General features: G+C 62.2%; 20 protein-coding genes. 3 read left to right on the plus strand and 17 right to left on the minus strand.

From position 1 onward, the window contains the following. Window positions 1-335 precede the first annotated feature (335 nt). Window positions 336-845: a DUF7931 domain-containing protein gene (locus tag GWK36_RS08810; RefSeq protein ID WP_166270828.1), complete on the plus strand. Its 510-nt coding sequence runs from the start codon at window positions 336-338 to the stop codon at window positions 843-845. 61 nt (window positions 846-906) lie between these two features. Here the strand turns inward: GWK36_RS08810 and GWK36_RS08815 are convergent, their stop codons facing one another. After that, window positions 907-1788, minus strand: coding sequence for a hypothetical protein (locus GWK36_RS08815; protein WP_166270829.1), 882 nt, complete (start codon window positions 1786-1788; stop codon window positions 907-909). A 420-nt stretch (window positions 1789-2208) separates the two neighbouring features. Here GWK36_RS08815 and ppsA point away from each other — a divergent pair, with 420 nt between their 5' ends. Beyond that, entirely contained in the window at window positions 2209-4584 is a 2376-nt protein-coding gene (gene ppsA, locus GWK36_RS08820; RefSeq protein WP_166270830.1) for a phosphoenolpyruvate synthase, read from the plus strand. A 136-nt stretch (window positions 4585-4720) separates the two neighbouring features. On the opposite strand, the gene GWK36_RS08825 is transcribed toward ppsA, so the two are convergent. The 14 genes from GWK36_RS08825 to GWK36_RS08890 all read right to left on the minus strand — a co-directional run bounded on the left by GWK36_RS08825 (window position 4721) and on the right by GWK36_RS08890 (window position 15898). Then, the gene (locus tag GWK36_RS08825; RefSeq protein ID WP_166270831.1) at window positions 4721-5089 is read right to left on the minus strand and encodes a PilZ domain-containing protein; all 369 of its coding nucleotides are present in this window, start codon (window positions 5087-5089) and stop codon (window positions 4721-4723) included. Window positions 5090-5105: 16 nt separating this feature from the next. Next, entirely contained in the window at window positions 5106-6104 is a 999-nt protein-coding gene (gene holB / locus GWK36_RS08830; protein ID WP_166270832.1) for a DNA polymerase III subunit delta', read from the minus strand. Next, window positions 6101-6751 (minus strand): dTMP kinase, encoded by a 651-nt coding sequence (gene tmk / locus GWK36_RS08835; RefSeq protein WP_166270833.1) that lies wholly within the window; start codon window positions 6749-6751, stop codon window positions 6101-6103. The genes holB and tmk overlap by 4 nt, the downstream gene beginning before the upstream one ends. Window positions 6752-6754: 3 nt before the next feature. Further along, the gene (gene mltG / locus GWK36_RS08840; RefSeq protein ID WP_166272571.1) at window positions 6755-7759 is read right to left on the minus strand and encodes an endolytic transglycosylase MltG; all 1005 of its coding nucleotides are present in this window, start codon (window positions 7757-7759) and stop codon (window positions 6755-6757) included. Window positions 7760-7770: 11 nt separating this feature from the next. Further along, on the minus strand, window positions 7771-8616 hold the full coding sequence (gene pabC / locus GWK36_RS08845; protein ID WP_166270834.1) for an aminodeoxychorismate lyase: 846 nt from the start codon (window positions 8614-8616) through the stop codon (window positions 7771-7773). A 73-nt stretch (window positions 8617-8689) separates the two neighbouring features. Further along, window positions 8690-9928: a beta-ketoacyl-ACP synthase II gene (fabF, locus tag GWK36_RS08850; protein WP_166270835.1), complete on the minus strand. Its 1239-nt coding sequence runs from the start codon at window positions 9926-9928 to the stop codon at window positions 8690-8692. A 108-nt stretch (window positions 9929-10036) separates the two neighbouring features. Next, window positions 10037-10273 (minus strand): acyl carrier protein, encoded by a 237-nt coding sequence (gene acpP / locus GWK36_RS08855; protein WP_166270836.1) that lies wholly within the window; start codon window positions 10271-10273, stop codon window positions 10037-10039. A gap of 134 nt (window positions 10274-10407) precedes the next feature. Beyond that, window positions 10408-11148: a 3-oxoacyl-ACP reductase FabG gene (gene fabG / locus GWK36_RS08860; RefSeq protein WP_166270837.1), complete on the minus strand. Its 741-nt coding sequence runs from the start codon at window positions 11146-11148 to the stop codon at window positions 10408-10410. Continuing rightward, on the minus strand, window positions 11135-12085 hold the full coding sequence (fabD, locus tag GWK36_RS08865; RefSeq protein ID WP_166270838.1) for an ACP S-malonyltransferase: 951 nt from the start codon (window positions 12083-12085) through the stop codon (window positions 11135-11137). The genes fabG and fabD overlap by 14 nt, the downstream gene beginning before the upstream one ends. A gap of 39 nt (window positions 12086-12124) precedes the next feature. After that, window positions 12125-13081, minus strand: a complete 957-nt coding sequence (locus GWK36_RS08870; RefSeq protein ID WP_166270839.1) for a beta-ketoacyl-ACP synthase III — start codon at window positions 13079-13081, stop codon at window positions 12125-12127. After that, entirely contained in the window at window positions 13081-14079 is a 999-nt protein-coding gene (gene plsX / locus GWK36_RS08875; protein WP_246237836.1) for a phosphate acyltransferase PlsX, read from the minus strand. The genes GWK36_RS08870 and plsX overlap by 1 nt, the downstream gene beginning before the upstream one ends. A gap of 80 nt (window positions 14080-14159) precedes the next feature. Beyond that, window positions 14160-14336, minus strand: a complete 177-nt coding sequence (gene rpmF / locus GWK36_RS08880) for a 50S ribosomal protein L32 (RefSeq protein ID WP_166270840.1) — start codon at window positions 14334-14336, stop codon at window positions 14160-14162. Between the two features lie 110 nt (window positions 14337-14446). Beyond that, window positions 14447-14962, minus strand: coding sequence for a YceD family protein (locus GWK36_RS08885; protein WP_166270841.1), 516 nt, complete (start codon window positions 14960-14962; stop codon window positions 14447-14449). A gap of 321 nt (window positions 14963-15283) precedes the next feature. Beyond that, the gene (locus GWK36_RS08890) at window positions 15284-15898 is read right to left on the minus strand and encodes a response regulator transcription factor (protein WP_166270842.1); all 615 of its coding nucleotides are present in this window, start codon (window positions 15896-15898) and stop codon (window positions 15284-15286) included. Between the two features lie 136 nt (window positions 15899-16034). On the opposite strand from GWK36_RS08890, the gene folK reads away from it, so the two are divergent. Next, window positions 16035-16535: a 2-amino-4-hydroxy-6-hydroxymethyldihydropteridine diphosphokinase gene (folK, locus tag GWK36_RS08895; protein ID WP_166270843.1), complete on the plus strand. Its 501-nt coding sequence runs from the start codon at window positions 16035-16037 to the stop codon at window positions 16533-16535. Here the strand turns inward: folK and GWK36_RS08900 are convergent. Together GWK36_RS08900 and GWK36_RS08905 are read right to left on the minus strand one after the other, a co-directional pair. Next, window positions 16507-18297 (minus strand): BatD family protein, encoded by a 1791-nt coding sequence (locus tag GWK36_RS08900; RefSeq protein ID WP_246237503.1) that lies wholly within the window; start codon window positions 18295-18297, stop codon window positions 16507-16509. The genes folK and GWK36_RS08900 overlap by 29 nt on opposite strands. A gap of 221 nt (window positions 18298-18518) precedes the next feature. Beyond that, on the minus strand, window positions 18519-20435 hold the full coding sequence (locus GWK36_RS08905; RefSeq protein ID WP_166270844.1) for a vWA domain-containing protein: 1917 nt from the start codon (window positions 20433-20435) through the stop codon (window positions 18519-18521). Window positions 20436-20472 lie beyond the last annotated feature (37 nt).

A 20472-nucleotide genomic window follows, 5' to 3' on the forward strand; every position in this document is an offset into this window, starting at 1 on the left:
TGATCCTTGCTTGCGCGCAAGGGACGGTCAGAGCGAACAGAGCAGCCGCGCGTGAACCGATCCCCTTGACATCCGACATTTTAGCCTACAACAAAGGCAAAAGTGCAACTTTTTTATAAACACGCTGCATATTTACAACTTAAAGTGCCTTTGCACAACGATACTGCCGATCCGAGGGCTTGATTGCAAGATACCACAGGGAGGTATGCAGGCCCAAAATGTTGTAAAAAGACAAATCTCAACCCTGAAGCCAGGAGTTAACCTGCGGCGGCTCGCCCAGGTTATGTATCCATACCACCTCAGCAGATATGACCATGATCTCTCCAGGCCCGCAAATGCCCCAGTTCTCTCAACGTCTTGGTCTTGACTACGAAGCATTGCGGCTCAGCGGTGCTCAGGAGATCGCAGCGGTCTGCGCCCAGATGGGCGCCCAGGCGCGCCTTGAGCTTTTACTGTGCGATCCCTTGCTCGAACCGGCACTATACGATCAAGTACCATTTTTGCAGGCCGTGCGCCAGCTCGCCTTGAATCGTCCAACACTGTGTGTACTGGTCCTGGTCTTCGACCCCAAGACCATCACTCAACGCGGTCATCGTCTGGTCGATTTGGCGCAGCACCTGAGTTCGCGGATCGCCATCCAGCGGGTGGCAGACGAAGATCAAGAGCGCCCGGATGCCTTTTTAGTCGTCGATGGGCTGGGCTATGTGCGGCGGCAACAGGCCGAGCGGATGCTGGCGGTCGCTGACTATGGGGATCGCCTGATGGCGCGCAGACTGATCGCCGAGTTTACGCAACTCTGGGAGCGCAGTACGCCAGACGCTGAGCTGCGCCGCCTTTTTATCTAGCAGCGGCAGAGACGAATAGACGGACCGCACGGCAAGGCGCGGCCCGTCCAGGATGATAGGGTCAACGCTTCGACGGCAACGGTCCCATATGGAGCATCCAGACCGGCATCGGACGCTGCATCGGGATGGGTTGAGTGACAGCCGGCGTGGACTCAGGCGCAGGCGCGGCGGCGGGTACTGGCTCAGCGGCTGTTTCCTGAGCGGGCACGGCTTCAACCGCCGCCGGTTGCGCAACAACGGGCTCATTGGATACTGCACCTTCGGTAGCAGCTCCCTGTTCAGGGACTGACGTCTCGGCAGCCACGGGTTCAGGTGTGGGCGCCGCTTCGGCCGGCGCTGAGGCCTCTGTGGGGGCTGGAGGCGCCTCAGCCTCAGGGGTTGCCGCGACCTCTGGAACTGAGGACCCGGTTACGGGGGTCTCGCTCACCTCAGACGTTGAAGGGGCAGCAGGCTCAGATGGGGTAGGCTCGGCGGCTACTGCGGTCTCAGGGGCAGCAGTGGCTTCAGCAACTGGCGCGGTCTCGGTCGTAGGCGACTCCCCAATGGCCTGGGTAGGCGCAGTTTCACCTGAGACCGGCGCAACGGAGGCTGCCGATGGGGCCGTTTCCGCGGTAGCAGGTGCCTCGGACACCGCCGGCTCCGCCGCTGCTGGCGCCGAGGCGCTAGCCCCCTGATCAGCACCGGCAGCAGGTTCGGCGGGTACGGCAGGGGCTGCGGCGGCAACAGGTTTGGGTGCCAGGGTCACAGTCCCGATCGGGGCGGTATTGAGCAACACCTGCTCAGGCGGCAGGGGCGGTGCGCCGCCATAGAGCGCCTCGGTCGAGACGACATAAAAGGTTCCTGCGGCGACGAGGATCGCCATACCGCGCACGATGAGTTCGCTATTGTCTTTCGCACCCAACATCGTCCGTAATTGGGCAAGTCCCAGCAGTTCTTCGCTCATTTGCATCGTCCTCTTGGTTTTGCATGAAATACCCTTGGGATTCGGCATCTCAAGGGCATGGCCCAGCGCATATCTAGCAAGGTTCAGCGACCGCGCAGCCTCTCCGCGGCTAGAGCAGCTTTATAACAGAGACCCAGGCCGATCAATGCTCAGGATTGATGGACTCTCGGACTGACTGATGATCTGCTGAAGTATATTTTCTGGATGATTGCACGGTCATTGCAATCTATGCAAAGCAATCTCAGCAATCGGCAAGGGGACACTAGAAAACACATCTGTTCGCGGACGGACGTCAGGATGAGGGCATGGGGCGAGCGTGCAGGTCCTCACCCAGCGTTAGCGAGTGACCCAGAGGTTTCACATCCCCGAATCCGGGCGCGCAATGACCCCAACCGATCACCATCCTGGAGCAAGACAACGATGACCGATCCTATCCGCTGGCTGAGCGATGTTGGCATGGATGATGTTCCCATCGTGGGGGGCAAGAATGCCTCGCTCGGCGAGATGATCCGCCACCTCGCCCCGCTGGGGATCCGGGTGCCGAGCGGCTTTGCCACCACCGCCGAGGCCTATCGCCAGTTCTTGGCACAAGGGGGGCTTGATGAGCGGATCCAGTCAGTCCTCGGCCGGCTCGATATCGATGATGTCAGCGCCCTCGCCGAGGCCGGTCAGCAGATCCGCGACTGGGTGGTCGCCCAACCCTTCCCGCCTGCCCTCGAATCGGCGATTGAGGCGGCCTATGCCAAGCTCACCGCCGAGGCGGGGATCGAGGAGGTCTCCTGGGCAGTGCGTTCGTCAGCGACTGCCGAGGACCTGCCCGATGCCTCCTTCGCCGGTCAGCAGGAGACCTTCCTCAATGTGTATGGCCTGGACAATATCAAGCACCGCATCAAGGAGGTCTTCGCCTCGCTGTTTAATGACCGCGCCATCGCTTATCGCGTCCACCAGGGGTTCGATCACCGCCACGTCGCACTCTCCGCCGGCGTCCAGCGGATGGTGCGCAGCGATCTCGCAGTCTCTGGGGTCATGTTCACCCTGGACACCGAGTCCGGTTTTCGCGATGCGGTCTTTATCACCGCAAGCTATGGGCTGGGTGAGCTCGTGGTCCAGGGCGCGGTCAACCCCGATGAGTTCTATGTCCACAAAACTACCCTGTTGGCCGGACGCCCGGCCATCCTGCGCCGCAACCTGGGCGAGAAGGCCATCCGCATGGTCTATAGCGACCCAGCGCACGGCGGCTCGGTCAAGAGCGAGCCTGTGCCCGAGGCGCTGCGCCTGCGCCTTTGTCTGACCGATGAGGAGATCAGCTCGCTTGCGCGCCAAGCGATCCTCATCGAACAACACTATGGCCGACCGATGGATATCGAATGGGCCAAGGACGGGCTCGATGGGCAGATCTATATCGTCCAGGCGCGCCCCGAGACGGTCCAAAGCCGCGCCGGCAATCGCATCGAGCGCTATGTCTTGCAGGAGCGCGGTCCGGCCCTGGCGACTGGGCGCAGCATCGGCAACCGCATCGGCGCGGGCCGGGCGCGGGTCATCGAGCGGATCAGCGACATGGACCGCGTCCAGCCGGGGGATGTCCTGGTCACCGACATGACCGACCCCGACTGGGAGCCGGTGATGAAACGCGCGGCCGCAATCGTGACCAATCGGGGCGGGCGCACCTGCCATGCGGCGATCATTGCCCGCGAGCTGGGAGTGCCGGCGGTGGTTGGCTGCAACGATGCCACCGACCGCATCCGCGACGGCCAGCCGGTGACCATAAGCTGCGCCGAGGGCGATACCGGTTATGTCTATGATGGGATCTTGGACTTCGAGCACCGGATCATCGAGCTCGACGCCATGCCCGAGACGCCGGTTAAGATCATGATGAACGTGGGCAACCCTGACCGCGCTTTTGCCTTCTCTACCATCCCCAACGCCGGCGTGGGCCTAGCGCGGCTTGAGTTCATCATCAACAACACCATCGGCATTCACCCCAAGGCCCTGCTCGAATACGATCGCCTGCCCGGGGACTTGAAGGCAGAGATCGCGCCGCGCATCGCCGCCTACGGTGGCCCGCGCGAGTTCTATATCGCCAAGCTCGCCGAGGGGATCGCCACGCTCGCTGCGGCATTCGCCCCCAAGCCAGTCATCGTGCGTCTGTCCGATTTCAAATCGAACGAATACGCCAATCTGCTCGGCGGGCCGAGGTATGAGCCGCATGAAGAGAATCCCATGATCGGTTTCCGCGGTGCCGGGCGCTATGTCTCGCCCGAGTTTCGGGACTGCTTTGCGATGGAATGCGAGGCCGTCAAGCGGGTACGCGATGAGATGGGCCTGACCAATGTCGAGGTCATGATCCCCTTCGTGCGCACCCTGGGTCAGGCCAAGGCGGTGGTGGAGGCCCTGGCCGAGCAGGGGCTTGAGCGCGGCAAAAATGGTCTGCGCCTGATCATGATGTGCGAGCTGCCGTCAAATGCGGTGCTCGCCGATGAGTTTTTGCAATATTTCGATGGATTCTCGATCGGCTCAAACGACATGACCCAGTTGACCCTGGGGCTTGATCGCGACTCCGGGCTGGTGGCCGAGTATTTCGATGAACGCGACCCCGCGGTCAAGCGGATGCTTGAGCTTGCGATCTCGGCCTGTAAACGGCAAGGGAAATATGTCGGGATCTGCGGCCAGGGGCCGTCGGATCACAAGGATCTCGCCGACTGGCTGGTCAAGCAGGGGATCGAGAGCCTATCGCTCAATCCGGATACGGTGATCGATACCTGGCTGTATCTGGCCGAGCAGGCACGCTCGTGCTGAGCGATTGCTCGCATCATCCCCAATCCCCAGTGCGCCGCCCGGCGGGATCTCCGCGGGTGGCCTGTCTTAAAGATACCCCCGCTCGCCGCCGGCTGAGGCAGGCGGGGGCACCTGCGCCAAGCGGTTCAGTCCAGACTCAGAGGGTATGGGTAGGGCGTTCGGACTCGATGGCGCCAGCGAGATATTCTTCGATTTTGCGCTTGGTGACGCCCTTGTCTTGATCGCTGAACTGCACCCCAATCCCGATGGTGCGATTGCCCTCAGCACCGCTGGGGGTGATCCAGACCACCCGTCCGGCCACGGGGATACGATCCGGTTCATCCATCAACTGAAGCAGCAGAAAGACCTCGTCGCCGAGATGGTAGGTCTTGTTGGTCGGGATGAAGAGACCGCCATTATTGATGAATGCCATATAGGAGGCATAGAGCGCGCTCTTGTCGCGGATGGCGAAGCTCAGGATACGCTGTTGCCCTCCGAGTCCGCCGACGGGATTGGGTATGGCCATCGATCTGTCCCCCTCGCTAGGCCGATCGACCGATCTGCGACCACTCGATCACCAAGGATTCCAAGACGAGCTGCTGATTCAGATTGGCGTCGAGCAGCGCCCGAGTCTCTAAGAGCCGTCTGAGGAAACGGTGCCCCGCCGCGCGATCGAGTTTGGCAGCGAGCACAACCAGATCGCGGCTTCGATCCGGATGGGCAAGCAACGGCGGCGCTGAGCAGACCCCCAATCTGAGCAGATCAGCCGTCAATCCAATCAGCCATTCAAGGATACGCCCGACTCCGACTGTCTGCCAATATGAGGCGACGGCGAGCGGATCGGCAGCCCCCTGGGCCAAGCTCAAGAAATCGACGATACATCGATCCCGTTGTGTGGGCCAGTCTGCATCCTCGGCCTCAGCCAAGGCCCGCAGCGGACCGCCCTGGGCTAGGCGTAAACGCAACGGCCAGTCGGATAGGGGTTTTTGCGCGCCCAACCACTCCAGGGCCGATCTCTCGTCGGGGAGCGGGATGGTCAGGCGGAGGCAACGGCTGCGGATGGTCACGGGTAGGCGATCTGGATGTTCGCTGACGAGGATGAAATGCGTCATCCCCGTCGGCTCTTCCAGGGTCTTGAGCAAGGCGTTGGCAGCGGCTTGATTGAGCCGGTCGGCAGGGTCGATCAGGATGACCTGCCCCGCAGCGCGGGTCGGGGTCAGAGATTCCCGCCCAATGAGCAGGCGCACGGCGTCGATGGTGATCTCGCCCGAACGCCCTTCGGCATCGGGTTCAAGCTGGATCAGGTCCGGGTGGTGACCGGCGGCCAACAGATGGCAGTCTGGGCAATGCCCGCAGGCCAAGCCTTGGTTGGCCGGTTGCCGGCATAGTACAGATTCCGCTAAGGCCCATGCTAGCCGCCGTTTGCCGACACCATGGGGACCGGTGAACAACAAGACGGGAGGGAGGCGACCTTGGCTGCGCGCAGCCTGCAAACGCGACCAGAGCTCGCAGGTCCAGGGCGGCGGTTGCTGTAGCCTCATGCCCTGCCCTCTAACTCATTGATGAGTTCAGCAAGCGACTGGCGAATCTGCGCCTGCACCTGTTCAAGCGATACGGTTGCATCGATGATGCGATAGCGCCCGGGCTGGGCCTGAGCCAACTGGAGATAGACCTGACGAGCCGTCGTGAAAAACTCGAGGGTCTCTGCCTCGAAGCGGTCGGTCTCGCCCTGTCTGCGTCTGCGGGCGCGCGCCAACCCCAAGTCGGGGGGTATGTCGAGGATGAAGGTCAGATCGGGGCGCAGATCACCATGCACCAGGGCTTCAAGCTGGGCGATTTGGGCCTGATCGATCCCTCTGCCGCCACTCTGATAGGCATAGGTGGCATCAGTAAAACGATCGCAGATGACCCAGCAGCCAGCGGCTAAAGCAGGGCGGATCAATCGTTCCAGATGATCGGCGCGAGCGGCGAAGAGGAGCAAGAGTTCGGCGGTCTGGCTCATCTCACTATTAGCTGGATCGAGTAGAATAGCGCGCAGGCGTTCAGCAAGGGGTGTCCCTCCCGGCTCACGGGTGGTAATCACATCCATCCCGCGTAAACGCAGATACTCGGCCATCCCTCCAACCTGAGTCGATTTGCCAGCACCTTCGATCCCTTCGAGCGTGATGAACCGTCCGTGCCTGGTCATGGCCTAGGGACGGTCGAGCGCATAATACTGTACGGCGCGATTGTGTTCATCGAGGGTACGCGAAAAGACATGACTGCCATCACCCTTGGCAACAAAATAGAGTGTATCCCCCCCTGCCGGGTGCAAGGCCGCCTGGATGGATGCCCGCCCAGGCAGGGCGATCGGCGTCGGCGGCAGACCAGAGATGATATAGGTATTGTAGGCTGTGGGTGCGCGCAGATCGGCGCGGCGGAGTTTGCCATCATAGCGTGCACCCAGACCATAGATCACCGTCGGGTCGGCCTGGAGCCGCATCCCGAGCCTTAGGCGGCGGACAAAGACCCCGGCGATCTGCGCCCGCTCCTCGGATTTGCCGGTCTCTTTCTCGATGACTGATGCCAGGATCAGGGCCTCGTAGGGGGTTTTAAGCGGCAGATCGGGTGCGCGCCGGTCCCATTCCTCGGCAAGGAGCTGATCCATGCGGGTGAGTGCCCGCCTCAGGATCTCTAAAGGGGAGGTGTGACGCGGAAAAAGATAGGTATCAGGAAAGAAAAGCCCTTCGGGATGTACGCCAGGGCGTCCAAGGCGCTCCATGATCTCTGCATCAGACAGTGTAGCCAAACCTTGATTGCCAAAGACTGTATGCGCGTCGATCGCCGCGAGTGCCTGACGGAAGGTCCAGCCTTCGATCAGGGTGATCGGATATTCGACAACCCGCCCGCTCGTGAAACGCTCCAAAAGAGCCAGGGGGTTCATGCCAGGTTCGAGCGCATATTCCCCAGCCTTGATGCGCCCCGAGGCACCGCGGATATACGCCAGGGCGAAGAAATACCAGGGACGGTCAATCAAGCCCTGATCGGCCAAACGCCGAGCCAAGATCCGCACACCTGTACCCCGCGGGATTTCGAACACGACCTGCTCAGCTCCGAGCAGGATCGGGCTCGCGATAAAGCGAGACCAGTCGTGCCAGAGCGCGCCGCCTGCACCGCCCAAGGCGAATACAAGGCAGAACAAAGCGATGCGCCTCAGGCGAGGGCGAATCAGCCGGGCGTAAAGGCCGTTTGGTGAATGCGGTTGATCAGTGCCCACGGCAAGCGCGTTAGATCAAACCGGCGTCCAGCGAGTTCGCGCACCGGCCAGACCCCGATCAAAGAATTGGTCAAAAATAGACCTTGGACCTGATCAAGCGCCTCCAGATCGAGCCGGGTCACCAAACATTCGACACCCATGCGCGCGGCCAACTCAAGGGTGAGGCCGCGCACCGTGCCCGCGATCCCAGCCCGATCGACCGGAGGGGTCAGTAGACGAGCGCCATCCCAAAGAAAGACATTGGTCATGGTACCGCCAACCAGGACGCCGGTCGCGTCGAACATAAGGCCCTCGGCGATCCCCGGTTCATCCCATTCGGCACGCGCAAGCACCGAATCGAGACGGTTGAGATGCTTGATACCGGCCAGTGCCGGATTGATTGCAGCAGGGGTCTGACAATAGCGCACGCCAACCCCTTGCTGCCAAGGATCTGGGGTGTTGGGCGGTGGATAGACCAAGACCAGGCGCCTGATCTTTGGGTGGTCTGGCGGGCGATAACCGCGTCCACCCTCGCCGCGCGTTAGGATGAGCTTCAAGACACCATCGGATTGTCCCTGGATGAGCTCCGCAGCCTCAGCAACCCATAGAGCGACATCGGGCAGCGGGATACCTAGGCGCTCAGCACCGATGCTCAGGCGGTCGAGATGACGCTGCCACTGGCAAGGACGACCCTCGACGATGCGGATGGTCTCGAATAAACCGTCCCCGTATTGAATGGCGCGATCCAGGGCCGGTACCTGATCCTGCTCTTGGCCGTCGATCAGGATATGAACCGATTGTGTAAGACCCCCCCCCATACCAGCCACCTTGACCGAGGTGTGGGCATCCCCCGCTCCGCAGGGGGGAGCAACTCACCCATGTCACCCCTGCCTATATGCGCTTGAACACCAGGGTCCCGTTGGTTCCACCGAAACCAAATGAGTTGGAGATAGCGACATCGATCCACAACGAACGCGCGGTATTTGGCACGTAATCGAGATCACAGTCAAGGTCTGGGGTCTGATAGTTGATGGTCGGCGGCGCCACCTGATCGCGGATGGCGAGGATGGTAAAGATTGCCTCGGCGGCCCCTGCTGCCCCCAACATGTGGCCGGTCATCGATTTGGTTGAGCTCACCGCAACCCGATAGGCATGATCGCCGAAAGCGCGCTTGATCGCCAGGGTCTCGGCAATGTCGCCCGCCGGGGTGGAGGTCCCATGGGCGTTGATATATTGGACCTGGTCGGGACTGATCCCAGCGTCATCGAGCGCCTTGAGCATACACTCAGCCGCCCCAGCCCCGTCCTCCGAGGGTGCGGTCATGTGATAGGCATCCGAGTTCATCCCAAAGCCGACCAGTTCGGCATAGATCCTGGCACCGCGGGCGCGCGCGTGCTCATATTCCTCGATCACCAGGACCCCAGCCCCATCGCTCAAGACAAAACCGTCGCGATCTTTATCAAAGGGCCGACTCGCCCCTTCAGGATCCTCATTGCGCGTGGAGAGTGCCCGCGCTGCGGCAAAACCGCCCAGACCCACAGGCGAGGTCGCCATCTCGGCCCCGCCGGCCAGCATCACATCGACATAGCCGTGACGGATCATCAGAGCTGCCTCGCCGATATTATGCGTCCCCGTCGCGCAGGCCGAGACGATCGAGTAGTTGGGGCCTTTGAGCCCAAACTTGATCGAGAGATTACCGGCGACCATGTTGATAATGTTGGCGGGGACAAAAAAGGGCGAGATGCGGCGCGGACCCTTTTCGCGATAGGCCTCGTAGTTGTTCTCGATGCCGGTGATGCCGCCGATCCCCGATCCGATGGCGACCCCGATACGCCGACAATTGGCCTCGGTGACCTCTAAGCCCGCGTCGGCGATAGCCTGACAGCCTGCCGCCATCCCGTAATGGATGAATTTATCCATCTTTTTGGCATCTTTTTCCGAGATATAAGGGCTCGGATCAAAGCCATAGATCGGGCCGCCGAAACGGGTGCTGAACGGTGCGACATCAAAATGGGTGATCGGCTTGATCCCGCTCTTGCCGGCAAGGATATTCTCCCATGCGGACTTTACGTCGAGACCGACCGGTGCCACGAGCCCCAAGCCGGTGACTACTACCCTTCTGCCAGTCATTGTTTTCCTCTATCGTTCAGAACGCCGCACGGCGTACCTTCGCGACATCTGTTGACCTAGATCGTGGGGAGTGCCTCGATCGATCAGCTCCACGCACCACAGCCCAGATCAGGACAGATGTGCATTGATATAATCGATGGCCTGCTGGACCGTCGTGATCTTCTCGGCGTCCTCATCCGGGATCTCGGTCTCGAACTCCTCTTCCAGCGCCATCACCAGTTCGACGGTATCGAGCGAGTCCGCCCCTAGATCATCGACGAACGACGCCTCTGGCGTCACCTCTTCTTCTTTGACGCCGAGCTGATCGACCACGATTTTGCGAACCCGTTCTTCAACGCTGCTCATAGAATTGATTCCTCAAGCGAATGACGAGATTTTGGCCACACTGGACCAGGGACTATTTTAGTGACAAACCAGGGTCGATAAAAGCGAATGCTCGCGGCGGCCTGATGGATTCAATGCCTTGTTTTGTAAGGCACTTAGGCCATATACATGCCGCCATTGACATGCAAGGTCTCGCCGGTGATATAGGCGGCCCCCGCTGAGGCCAAAAAGACGACAGCGGCAGCAACCTCCTCGGGCTGGCCGAGACGTCCCAAGGGGATAGCGCCGAGCAGGGATTGACGATGGGCCTCGGGGAGCTCCTTGGTCATGTCGGTATCGATGAATCCGGGCGCGACACAGTTGACCGTGATCCCGCGCGAACCGACCTCGCGGGCAAGCGACTTGGTAAACCCGATCATCCCCGCTTTGGCCGCGGCATAGTTGGTCTGGCCCGCGTTGCCCATAGCCCCGACCACTGAGGCGATATTGATGATGCGACCATTGCGCGCCTTGGTCATGGGGCGCAGACAGGCCTTGGAGAGACGATAGATCGCGGTCAGATTGGTGTCGATCACCGCCTCCCAGTCCTCATCCTTCATCCGCAGCAACAAGGTGTCGCGGGTGATGCCGGCATTATTAACCAGGATGGCCGGCGCCCCGAGACGCGACTCGACCTCCTCCAGGGTAGCGGCGATAGATTGTAGGTCTGTGACATCGAGCACGACCCCGATGCCTGTCTGACCGCTTTCGGCAAACATCTGCTCGATCCGTTTGGCACCGGCGGGGGTCGTCGCCGTACCGGCCACGGTTGCCCCCTCTTTGGCTAAGGCCAAGGCGATGGCACGCCCGATCCCACGCGATGCCCCAGTTACCAGGGCGATTTCACCCGCAAGCATGTGAGGTTGCCTCCAATGCCGTCTCTAAGCTGACCGGATCGAAGACCGGCAGGGTCTTGAGATCCGCAACGATACGTTTATTGAGTCCTGTGAGGACCTTGCCTGGTCCGCATTCAAGCGCAACCGCGATCCCCTGAGCTGCAATCACCTGGACCGTCTCCACCCAGCGCACCGGGCTGTAGAGCTGCTCGACGAGCAGGCGGCGCAGGGTCTCGATATCAGGGGGCGGCGCCACGTTGACATTGTGGATGACAGGCACGCTGGGTAATGTCAGGGGAATATTGGCCAGATATTCAGCAAGCCCCTCGGCAGCCGGGCGCATCAGGGCACAATGCGAAGGGACGCTGACCGGCAGCAGGACAGAGCGCTTGGTGCCGGCGCCCTTGGCGGCCTCGATCGCGCGCGCAACCGCTGCCGCTTCACCTGCGATCACTATCTGGCCTGGGGCATTGAAATTGACCGCCGCCAGGACCGCCCCCTGCGCCTGCTCAGCGCACAGCGCGATGACCTGGTCCTCGGCAAGCCCGAGGATAGCGGCCATCGCACCTGATCCCTCAGGAACCGCCGCCTGCATCAATCGAGCACGCTGGTTAGCCAGGCGCACGCCATCGGCAAACCCTAGGGCGCCAGCTGCAACCAGTGCGGCATATTCACCTAGGCTATGGCCGGCCATCAGCTCGGCCATCGGTCCGCCTGCCTGCTGCCAGACGCGCCAGACCGCGATGTCGGCGGCCAGCATCACCGGCTGAGTATTCTCCGTGAGGTCCAGGTCCTCCTTGGGCCCTTGGCTTGCCAAGCGCCAGAGATCGCGCCCGATGGCATCGGACGCCTCTTCAAAGGTTGCGCGGACGATCGGATAGGATTGGGCCAGGGCATCGAGCATACCGACGCTTTGGGACCCCTGGCCAGGAAAAAAAACGGCGAGTCGCTGGGTCATGGCCTATATGAACATGATCATTGGACTGCGGATACGGATCTAATAACGAGCGAGCACCGCGCCCCAGGCAAAGCCACCGCCGAATGCCTCCATCAGCAGGGTCTCGCCGCGCTGGATGCGTCCGTCGCGGATCGCCTGATCCAGGGCCAAGGGAATAGAGGCCGATGAAGTATTGCCGTGTTCAGCAACGGTGACGATGACGCGCTCCATTGGCAGATCGAGCTTACGGGCCGTCGCCTGGATGATGCGGATGTTGGCCTGATGCGGGACCAGCCAGTCGATGTCGTCCTTGGTGAGACCATTGGCCTCCAGGGTCTCATCGACGATCCGCCCCAGGGTCGTAACCGCGAAACGAAAGACCTCGTTGCCGCGCATCTCGATGAAGGCGCGCTGTGGCTGGCCATTGCCATGACCGCCCGGGACCTGGAGCAGGGAGGCATAGGCGCCGTCGGCATGCAGATGAGCAGAAAGGATACCCGGGGTATCGGATGTGCCGAGCACGACCGCACCTGCCCCATCGCCAAAGAGCACACAGGTGGTGCGATCACTCCAATCGACCAGGCGCGAGATGGTCTCGGCACCCACGACCAGCGCATGACGTGCGGCGCCGGTGCGGATGTATTTGTCGGCGACATCCAAGGCATAGACGAATCCGGCGCAGACCGCCTGGAGGTCAAAGGCCGGGCAGCCATGCACATCCAGCCGCTGTTGCAGCAGACAGGCGGTGCTCGGAAAGAACTGCTCTGGGGTGGTGGTCGCGACCAGGATCAGGTCGAGTTCGGAGGGATCTAGATCCGCCGCAGCGAGGGCACGGCGCGCCGCCTGCTCCGCAAGATCGCAACAGGTCTCGCCCTCTGCAGCCAGATGGCGTTTTTCGATGCCAGTGCGCTCGCGAATCCAGGCATCGCTGGTATCGACCATCTGTTCGAGTTCGGCATTGGTGAGGACACGCGCAGGCAGATAGCCGCCAGTGCCAAGGATACGAGCGAACCTCATCAGGCCGATTCCCGATAGTGTGCCTGCGCGAGGTGACGTCCGACCTGATCGCCGATCCGCTGCGGGATGCTCGCCTCAACCTCTTGCTCGGCAATGGCGATCGCATGCTCGAAGGCCAGTGCATCAGCCCCACCGTGGCTCTTGACCACGATCCCGCGCAGACCCAGAAGGCTTGCGCCATTGTAACGGCGCGGGTCGGTGGCGCGGCGGAACCCCTTGAGGACTGGCAGTGCCACCAGACCCGAGAGACGGGTCAGCCAGTTGCGGTTGAAATGCGCCTTGAGCATGCGGGCGATATATTTAGCCACGCCCTCGCTGCTCTTGAGCGCTACATTGCCGACGAAGCCATCCGTGACGATCACGTCGATGTCCTCGAGATAGATCCCATCGCCTTCGACATAGCCAACATAGTTGAGCTGGCTTCGGCTCAAGAGCTCATGGGCCTGCTTGACCTGCTCGTTGCCCTTGATCTCTTCCTGCCCGATGTTCAACAGGGCCACCTTGGGGCGCTCGATGCCATCGACCACCGCGACCAGCTCGCTGCCCATGACTGCGAACTGAAAGAGATGCTCGGCGGTGCAATCGACATTGGCGCCGAGATCCAATACATGGGTATGACCGCGCAGCGAGGGGACCGCAGTACAGATGGCAGGGCGGTCGATATGGGGCAGTGTCTTGAGGACAAAGCGGGCCGTGGCCATGAGCGCGCCTGTATTGCCTGCGCTGACACAGGCGTCTGCCTCGCCGCCCTTGACTAGGTCGATTGCCACCCGCATAGAAGAATCCTTCTTGTTGCGCAGCGCCTTAGACGGCGGTTCATCCATCCCCACCTCTTGGGTCGTATGCCGGACCTGGAGGCGCTCTGGCAGACCCTTGCCGCTGAGATGGGAGCGAATCCGCGCCTCGTCGCCGACCAGGATGAGGACAACCTGGGGGTGTCGCTTGAGATAGTTCAGGGCAGCGGGGACGACAGCGCCTGGGCCATGATCCCCGCCCATCGCATCCAAAGCAATAACACAACGCGCCTGACCATGATCATCGCGGTCGCGCACGAGACCCAGCCGACCCGATCCAGTCATCATCTGGCCCGGTCGATGACCTTGCGCCCGCGATAGAAACCATCGGCGGTGATATGGTGTCGGCGGTGGACCTCACCGCTGGTGGGATCAACCGATAGGGTCGGTTTGGTCAAGGCGTCATGCGAGCGGCGCATGCCGCGCTTGGAAGGGGTTTTGCGATTTTGTTGAACGGCCATCTGTCTCTCCTAATGTGATCGGCGCATCCCAACCTGCGCAGACCCAATCTGTAACATCATGATCATACCCCGCGTCCACCTTGGGGGCCAGTGTTGAGGTCAAGGCGCGGTCAGCGCCCCTTGAGCCGCGCCAGAACTGCAAAGGGATTTTCCGGGCGGCCCCCCCAAGGCGCTGCATTTGTCTGTGGACCTGGTGCCTGACATTCGCCATCCGCATGCCTGGGGAAACTAGGGATCGTAAGTAAGATCTCGTCCTCGATGAGGGTGCGCAGGTCCAAGATATCTTGCACAACAAATACCTCGTGCTGGCTCTGCACCTCCAGCGCAGCAGATTCAGAACGCACCAGGACGAGGCCCAGCGGCGCCTCCAGGTCGAGCCAAAGTTCGCGCAGGCAGCGTTGGCATACCAGACACAGACGCATCCGTAGCATCCCGCCGAGATACGCCTGCCCAGCCTCATCGCACCCAAATTCGAGCCGATACTGAAGTGCTTCCCCAGCATCCTCGGCTGCAAGCCCAAACTCGATGAGGCGCGGCAACCGACGCGTCGGCAGCTCGCCGGCTAAAGCGAGGCAGTGATCCGCGGCGCGCCAGGGATCGATAAAATCTGGAAAATTAGTTAGCATAAAAGGGCGAATTTTAGTTGACCAACCTATGTCTCGTCAACTCATAGCAAATCCTGGAGAACACGCGAAAAAATACGCCCCGATGGTTCAGGGCGCTCAACAGGTCTTTAGAATAGCTCGCTACCCCCTAGCAAGTCGGGGATGAGGGCGCTTGTGATACTGACCTCAGGTGCTACCGAGGTCACTCCTCGTCTTCTTCCGGCTTAACAGAATCCGGCCGCCGGTTCATGACCGGTCAATTATTTGTATTTGAAATGTGAGGCTAGATCAGCGGCTGAGCGCTCAGCTATCCGTAAAATCACTCATTCCTTGACCCTCAAATCAACGCCTAGGTTCACAGATGGATGCCAAGCGGCACAGCTCGGCGAGGTTAGCAGCGCCCATCTTTTCCATCATGCGCGCTCGGTGGTTTTCGACAGTGCGCGGGCTGATACCGAGCTGACGGGCGATGTCCTTATTGGTCAAGCCACGGGTGGTGAGCAATAAAACCTCTTGCTCACGGGGGGTCAACTGGCGGAAACGCGCCAGGACAGCGCGTTCAGTCTCTGCGGCTGCCCGACGGCAGCGATCCAATTCCACTGCCTCCTCTACCCGCTGGAGAAGACGTTCGGTGTCCACCGGTTTTTCGATGAAGTCGAGCGCGCCGTTCCGCAGCGCACACACGGCAGTTTGGATATCGCCACAGGCCGAGATAAAGATGATTGGAATCCGTATATTGCCTTCCAGAAGTCTGGCTTGCAGCTCCAGGCCGCTCATATCCGGTAAATGCAGGTCAAGCACCAGACAACCCGGGGTATCCGGGCCGCATGCCTCGATGAACCCGCTGGCCGTGACAAAGCCACGGACGCGATGACCGCTCGACGCCAGGATCAAGGTCAAGGATTCTTGGATCGCTGGGTCGGCATCGACCAGGAAGACAGTCTGGTCATCATTCATCTGTTTTGATCACCCATACTGGCCAAGGGGCATGTGGATAGGCTGAGCGGATGTTCGCCCCGCATGCCTCCTCAGACCTTTCCGCGCCGCGCCGGCTCGTCTAGCGCGGCAATCACATCGCATTACTGCCCCCATTATGAATCAGGACATCCGCACCTTCATCGCCCTCGGCTCAAACATCGCCCCCCTCGAACAGGTATCGCTCGGTCTTTTGGCCCTTTCTAGGCTCCCGGCCAGCAGGCTGGGGGCGGTCTCATCCTGGTATCTGAGCCAACCTTGGGGCTTCGAGGACCAGCCCGAGTTTATCAACCTGGTCGCCGAGCTCTGGACCCGTCTCAGCCCGCAAGGGCTCCTTGCCGAGCTCCAGACCATTGAGGAGCGATCCGGACGGATACGCACCCGGCCGAATGGACCTCGCACCCTGGACCTCGACCTCCTGCTCTATGGCGATGAGATCCTAGATGAGCCGGGCCTTAGGATCCCGCATTCTGGGCTGTTGGTACGCGACTTTATGTTGCTCCCCTTGATCGAGATCGCACCTGATGCCATCCACCCCGAAGAGGGGCGACCCGTCGCTAAGCTGCAGGACCGAATCCTTTATCATCAGATCATCTGCCGGATTCGGGATAGAGCCTAGGAAGCGGGGAGTCTGGTTCATGGTCTTGCTCAGCGGGCATCCCTAGATAAGGCGCCAATCGTTCCCAAGCCGAGCTGCCCTCCCACTCCTGACCCGGCGGGGCATAGATCGCACCATCGATTGCCCGCAGGAGGGGCCGCAGCTCCGGATTGCCGAGCCGTTCGGCGAGCGCATCGAGACCAACGGGCGGTGCATCCGGCCAATGCAACCGCCCCCAGGCGAGCAAGGCCGCACGCGTCGCCCGCGGGTCATTGGCCAGACAGGCGGTATGGATGGCCGAGCGTGCCTTGCGCGCCTCTTGCTCGGCAGTCGCGCTTTGCGGCGTGCGCAGTGCGCCTCCAGCCTGATTTGTCTGGGAGGACGCACCCTGTGGCCCGTGGGAGGACGCAACCTGTGGCCCGCGAGACTTGCGACGCTCGCGTTGCCAGACCCAGAGCGTCGCCAGCCAGCCGAGACCCAGCAATAAGGAGACCCAGGGCCAGATGCCGCCGAGGGCGCTCTGGCGGGCCGGATGGGTCTCTGTGTCCCGGCTCTGCGCGTCTGCATATTGCGCCTGCGCCCTGTCTTCGGCCTGCTGGCCAGCCTTCCCCCCTGTCTGAACGCCCGCGGACTGGCCAGAGGTAGGGCTGGGGCCTACCACCTGGAGGGTGCGTGCGGGGATCACGACCGCACGCGCCCGATCGTCCTGGGTGTCCCACCAAGGGACGCGGATCTCTGGCAGGGTCAGGGTCCCGGGCTGGGTGGGGACCAGGGCAAACCTGAAGGTCTTGACCGCCGCCGGTCTTGACCCCTGCGCCAGGTCCTCAGCCTGGGGGCGGTCGGGATAGACCTGAAGCCCGGGGATCGCCCCCAGCTCGAGGTCCGGAAGCTGGGCCGCAGTGGTCCCCTCGGCGGTCAGGGTCAGGGTGCGGGTGATGGGTTCGCCGAGCCGCAGGCTCGAGGGCTGGGGCGTCCATTCCTCGTTCAATTGCACCGAGGTCGCCGGCAGCCAGTGCCCTGTCGCCCCTAGCGGCCTGGGACGGACCGCGAGTACCAGGTCCTCCGCGCGCTCGACAACCCGCCGACCGGGTGGGGCCAAGGCCGAGAGATCCGGCACTAATTGGCCAAACAGCCGGTCGAGATCGGGCAAGGCCGTCTGGTTTGGGTCTGCAACCACTGCCTCGAGGCGCGGCGAACGGATGCGCAGCTCGCCGCTGCGCTGGGGGATCATGCGATAACGGCGCTCGATCACCCGATAGCCCTGCCCTCGATAGGTCTCGTCATAGGCCCGATCCTCGCCCAGGCGCTGGATGAGCGCACCTTCGGCTTCGGGTTCAGAGAGGGTCGCCCGCTGCGGGGGTTGCCGGTAATACACCCGGGCGCGATATTCGATCGGTTGCTGGACATAGGGTTGGGTGGTCTCGACCTCGGCAGTGACGAAGAGCGGCGCAGGTTCGCCCTGGGTCTGGATGGAGGGCAAACCCTTGAGGGTGCGCTCGGTCACCTCGATGGCGATGGAGGGCCCCTGCTCCCGCCCAACCTGGATGGGCGGGATGGTCAGGTGCCCCGCCCGCTTCGGGGCAAGCCGCAGGCGCCACTGGTTGCGGTGGCTGATGCGGCCATTGATGATCTTGGTGACCTCGCTTTGGGTCTGGCCGAGGAGCTCGAAATCCTGCTTTAAAGGGCCGAAATCTGGCTCGGCCCGCACTTCTCCCTCGGCGCTCAGGATCAGTTCCAAGACCTCATCGCGCGCTAGGCGTTGGCGATCGACCTGGACGCTCAAGCCCCCTGCCCAGGCAGTGCCCGCGATCAACCAAACGAGTAGGATATGCAGCGCGTACCTGGCTAGAGCTCGGGCGTCTCGCCCGCTGCATCTCAAATCCTGCCTGGCAAACCCTAGCTGGATCTCTCCGCGCGCCCGAGGCTCCATAGGGAGTAGTGCATGGCGTACCCTACATGGGGGCAGGCGTTGCGGCTTGGTGGCGGGGTGTATTGGAGCCCTGGTCATCTCCCCTCCTCCTTGCGCCTGAGGTGTTGCAGAAAGAATCGCTGGCGTAGCAGCCCTGCCGGGTCATCCGGGACGACGCGCAGACGCATCTCCAGCGACTGCGCCCGCTCATTGCCCCCCGGCGCAGGCTCAAGATCGAGCTGGGCGGGGTGCGCATCGCCCACCCTGCCCCCCTGTAGCGACTCGCCTTTGTGGTGAGCGGCATCCGCCGCCGAAACCTGATCCCCAGCCCTCAAGGGCGGCTCATCAGGCTGCCCGGCCGATGGATCTGTCGTCGCCTGGGTTTCAGCGCTGTCGGTCTCGGGGTGAGCGGACGCAGCCAACGCCTGTCTCATCCCCGATTTAACTGACGGGTCTTTTGGGCCTGGACTGTGCCCCTGAGACCCGCCCTGTCCAGCCTGCTGTTGCCCTAAAGACCTGGCCTGACCCACCTCCCCTCCCCCTTCACCAGCGGACGGCTGGACCTGCTCGGCCAAGAGCCTGCGCATGAGATCTAGGTTGTGGCGTGCATCCTCATGCCCCGGGTCTTGGGTCAAGACCGCTTCGAATGCCGCCGCTGCCTCGGCAAACCGCCCAAGCCGGGCGAGGGCTACGCCGCGGTTGTAATCGATCTCTGGCCCCTCGAGACCTGCAAGTGCTGTCAGGGCCCCTGCGAGATCGCCTGACCGATAGAGCGCACTCGCGCGCCAGCGAGGGTCGTTCAGGCGCGCGGCATCGACCCCATGTCCGGCCACCAGGTCGCGCGCCGCCTGCTGTTCGGGGCGTAACCACAGCGATCTCCAACTCGGCAGGTTCCAAGGACCCCTTTGGCCGGATGAATCAGGCGCAGCCTGGGCCTGGACATCCGCGATCCCATAGCCTCCAAAGGCGAGGGAAGCGCCGATCAGTCCCCAGGCAATGAGGTGCAGAATCTTGCGCCCCTTGATGCCGACCAACCAGCCGCGGCGAAAGGCCAAGGCCGCCAGGGGCAGGAGTGCCAAGATCAGCCAGGGTCCCTCCTCACGCCATTGATCCGCCTTAAGCGCCGCCTCAAGCAGTCGCCGATCTGGGTTGGGGGCCGCAGCAAGCAGTCTCTGGGTGTCTGTATCGGCCGGGACCGATTGGACATAGATCCCCTGACCGGCACGCGCCAACGCCTGCAGTTGCTCGCGTTCGAGCTGCGCCAGACGCGGCGTCCCATCCGGACCTCTTTCGAAACCGCCGCCCGCTAGGGGCACAGGGGCCCCCTCTGGTGTTCCCACGCCGAGCACCGCCAGGGAATGACCAGCATCGGCCAAGCGGCGCGCCTCTTCCAGCGCACCTGCAAACTCTCCGACCCCATCGCTGATCAGGATGACCTGGGCCGCACCGCCCGGGGTGCGTTCGAGCAAGGCGCGGGCCTCGGCTAATGCCCGATCGGTCCTGCGCGGTCCAGGAAAGGGGATGAGGTCGCTGCTCAAGAGATTGACCTGCTGCAGGATGATCTTGGCATCCATCGTCAGGGGTGAGACCAGGAAGGGCTCGGGGCCAAAGGCGAGTAATCCCACCTGACCTTGGCTGGCCTTGAGTAGATCCATCGCCTCGAACCGCGCCCGTCCAAGGCGTGAGGGCGAGACATCCGCAGCATCCATGCTCGGGGAGAGGTCCAGCAAGATCAGGGTGCATCCAGAGAGTCCATAGACCGGCTGCGGCAGCGTGCGCCAGGCAGGCCCCGCCAAGGCGATGACGAGGAGCAACCAGCCGATCCCCAGCAGAGATAACAGCCAGCGGGGGGCGGGGCGCGGATTGCCGACCAGAAGATGCGGCAAGAGATGCGGATCGACCAGGCGCGACCAGGGGGTATCCTCGGCCTGGGCCTGACTGCGCCAAAGCCACCACAGCAACCAGGCCAAGGGGAGGAGGGCCAATAACCACCAGGGTCGCAACCAGACCATGGCTATACTCTCTCTGGAGACTTCCGAAGGTCTAAAG

Origin of the sequence: Caldichromatium japonicum (assembly GCF_011290485.1) — a bacterium.
Classification (GTDB): Bacteria; Pseudomonadota; Gammaproteobacteria; order Chromatiales; family Chromatiaceae; genus Thermochromatium; species Thermochromatium japonicum.

Bases quoted from the DNA above. Each gene is read 5' to 3' on its own strand.
- ppsA (WP_166270830.1), top strand. From the start codon at position 2,209: ATGACCGATCCTATCCGCTGGCTGAGCGATGTTGGCATGGATGATGTT.
- fabD (WP_166270838.1), bottom strand. From the start codon at position 12,085: ATGACCCAGCGACTCGCCGTTTTTTTTCCTGGCCAGGGGTCCCAAAGC.
- pabC (WP_166270834.1), bottom strand. From the start codon at position 8,616: ATGGGGGGGGGTCTTACACAATCGGTTCATATCCTGATCGACGGCCAA.
- plsX (WP_246237836.1), bottom strand. From the start codon at position 14,079: ATGGGCGGGGATCATGGCCCAGGCGCTGTCGTCCCCGCTGCCCTGAAC.
- holB (WP_166270832.1), bottom strand. From the start codon at position 6,104: ATGAGGCTACAGCAACCGCCGCCCTGGACCTGCGAGCTCTGGTCGCGT.
- tmk (WP_166270833.1), bottom strand. From the start codon at position 6,751: ATGACCAGGCACGGACGGTTCATCACGCTCGAAGGGATCGAAGGTGCT.
- folK (WP_166270843.1), top strand. From the start codon at position 16,035: ATGAATCAGGACATCCGCACCTTCATCGCCCTCGGCTCAAACATCGCC.
- GWK36_RS08810 (WP_166270828.1), top strand. From the start codon at position 336: ATGCCCCAGTTCTCTCAACGTCTTGGTCTTGACTACGAAGCATTGCGG.
- GWK36_RS08815 (WP_166270829.1), bottom strand. From the start codon at position 1,788: ATGAGCGAAGAACTGCTGGGACTTGCCCAATTACGGACGATGTTGGGT.
- GWK36_RS08825 (WP_166270831.1), bottom strand. From the start codon at position 5,089: ATGGCCATACCCAATCCCGTCGGCGGACTCGGAGGGCAACAGCGTATC.
- rpmF (WP_166270840.1), bottom strand. From the start codon at position 14,336: ATGGCCGTTCAACAAAATCGCAAAACCCCTTCCAAGCGCGGCATGCGC.
- fabF (WP_166270835.1), bottom strand. From the start codon at position 9,928: ATGACTGGCAGAAGGGTAGTAGTCACCGGCTTGGGGCTCGTGGCACCG.
- GWK36_RS08870 (WP_166270839.1), bottom strand. From the start codon at position 13,081: ATGAGGTTCGCTCGTATCCTTGGCACTGGCGGCTATCTGCCTGCGCGT.
- GWK36_RS08890 (WP_166270842.1), bottom strand. From the start codon at position 15,898: ATGAATGATGACCAGACTGTCTTCCTGGTCGATGCCGACCCAGCGATC.
- GWK36_RS08885 (WP_166270841.1), bottom strand. From the start codon at position 14,962: ATGCTAACTAATTTTCCAGATTTTATCGATCCCTGGCGCGCCGCGGAT.
- acpP (WP_166270836.1), bottom strand. From the start codon at position 10,273: ATGAGCAGCGTTGAAGAACGGGTTCGCAAAATCGTGGTCGATCAGCTC.
- GWK36_RS08905 (WP_166270844.1), bottom strand. From the start codon at position 20,435: ATGGTCTGGTTGCGACCCTGGTGGTTATTGGCCCTCCTCCCCTTGGCC.
- fabG (WP_166270837.1), bottom strand. From the start codon at position 11,148: ATGCTTGCGGGTGAAATCGCCCTGGTAACTGGGGCATCGCGTGGGATC.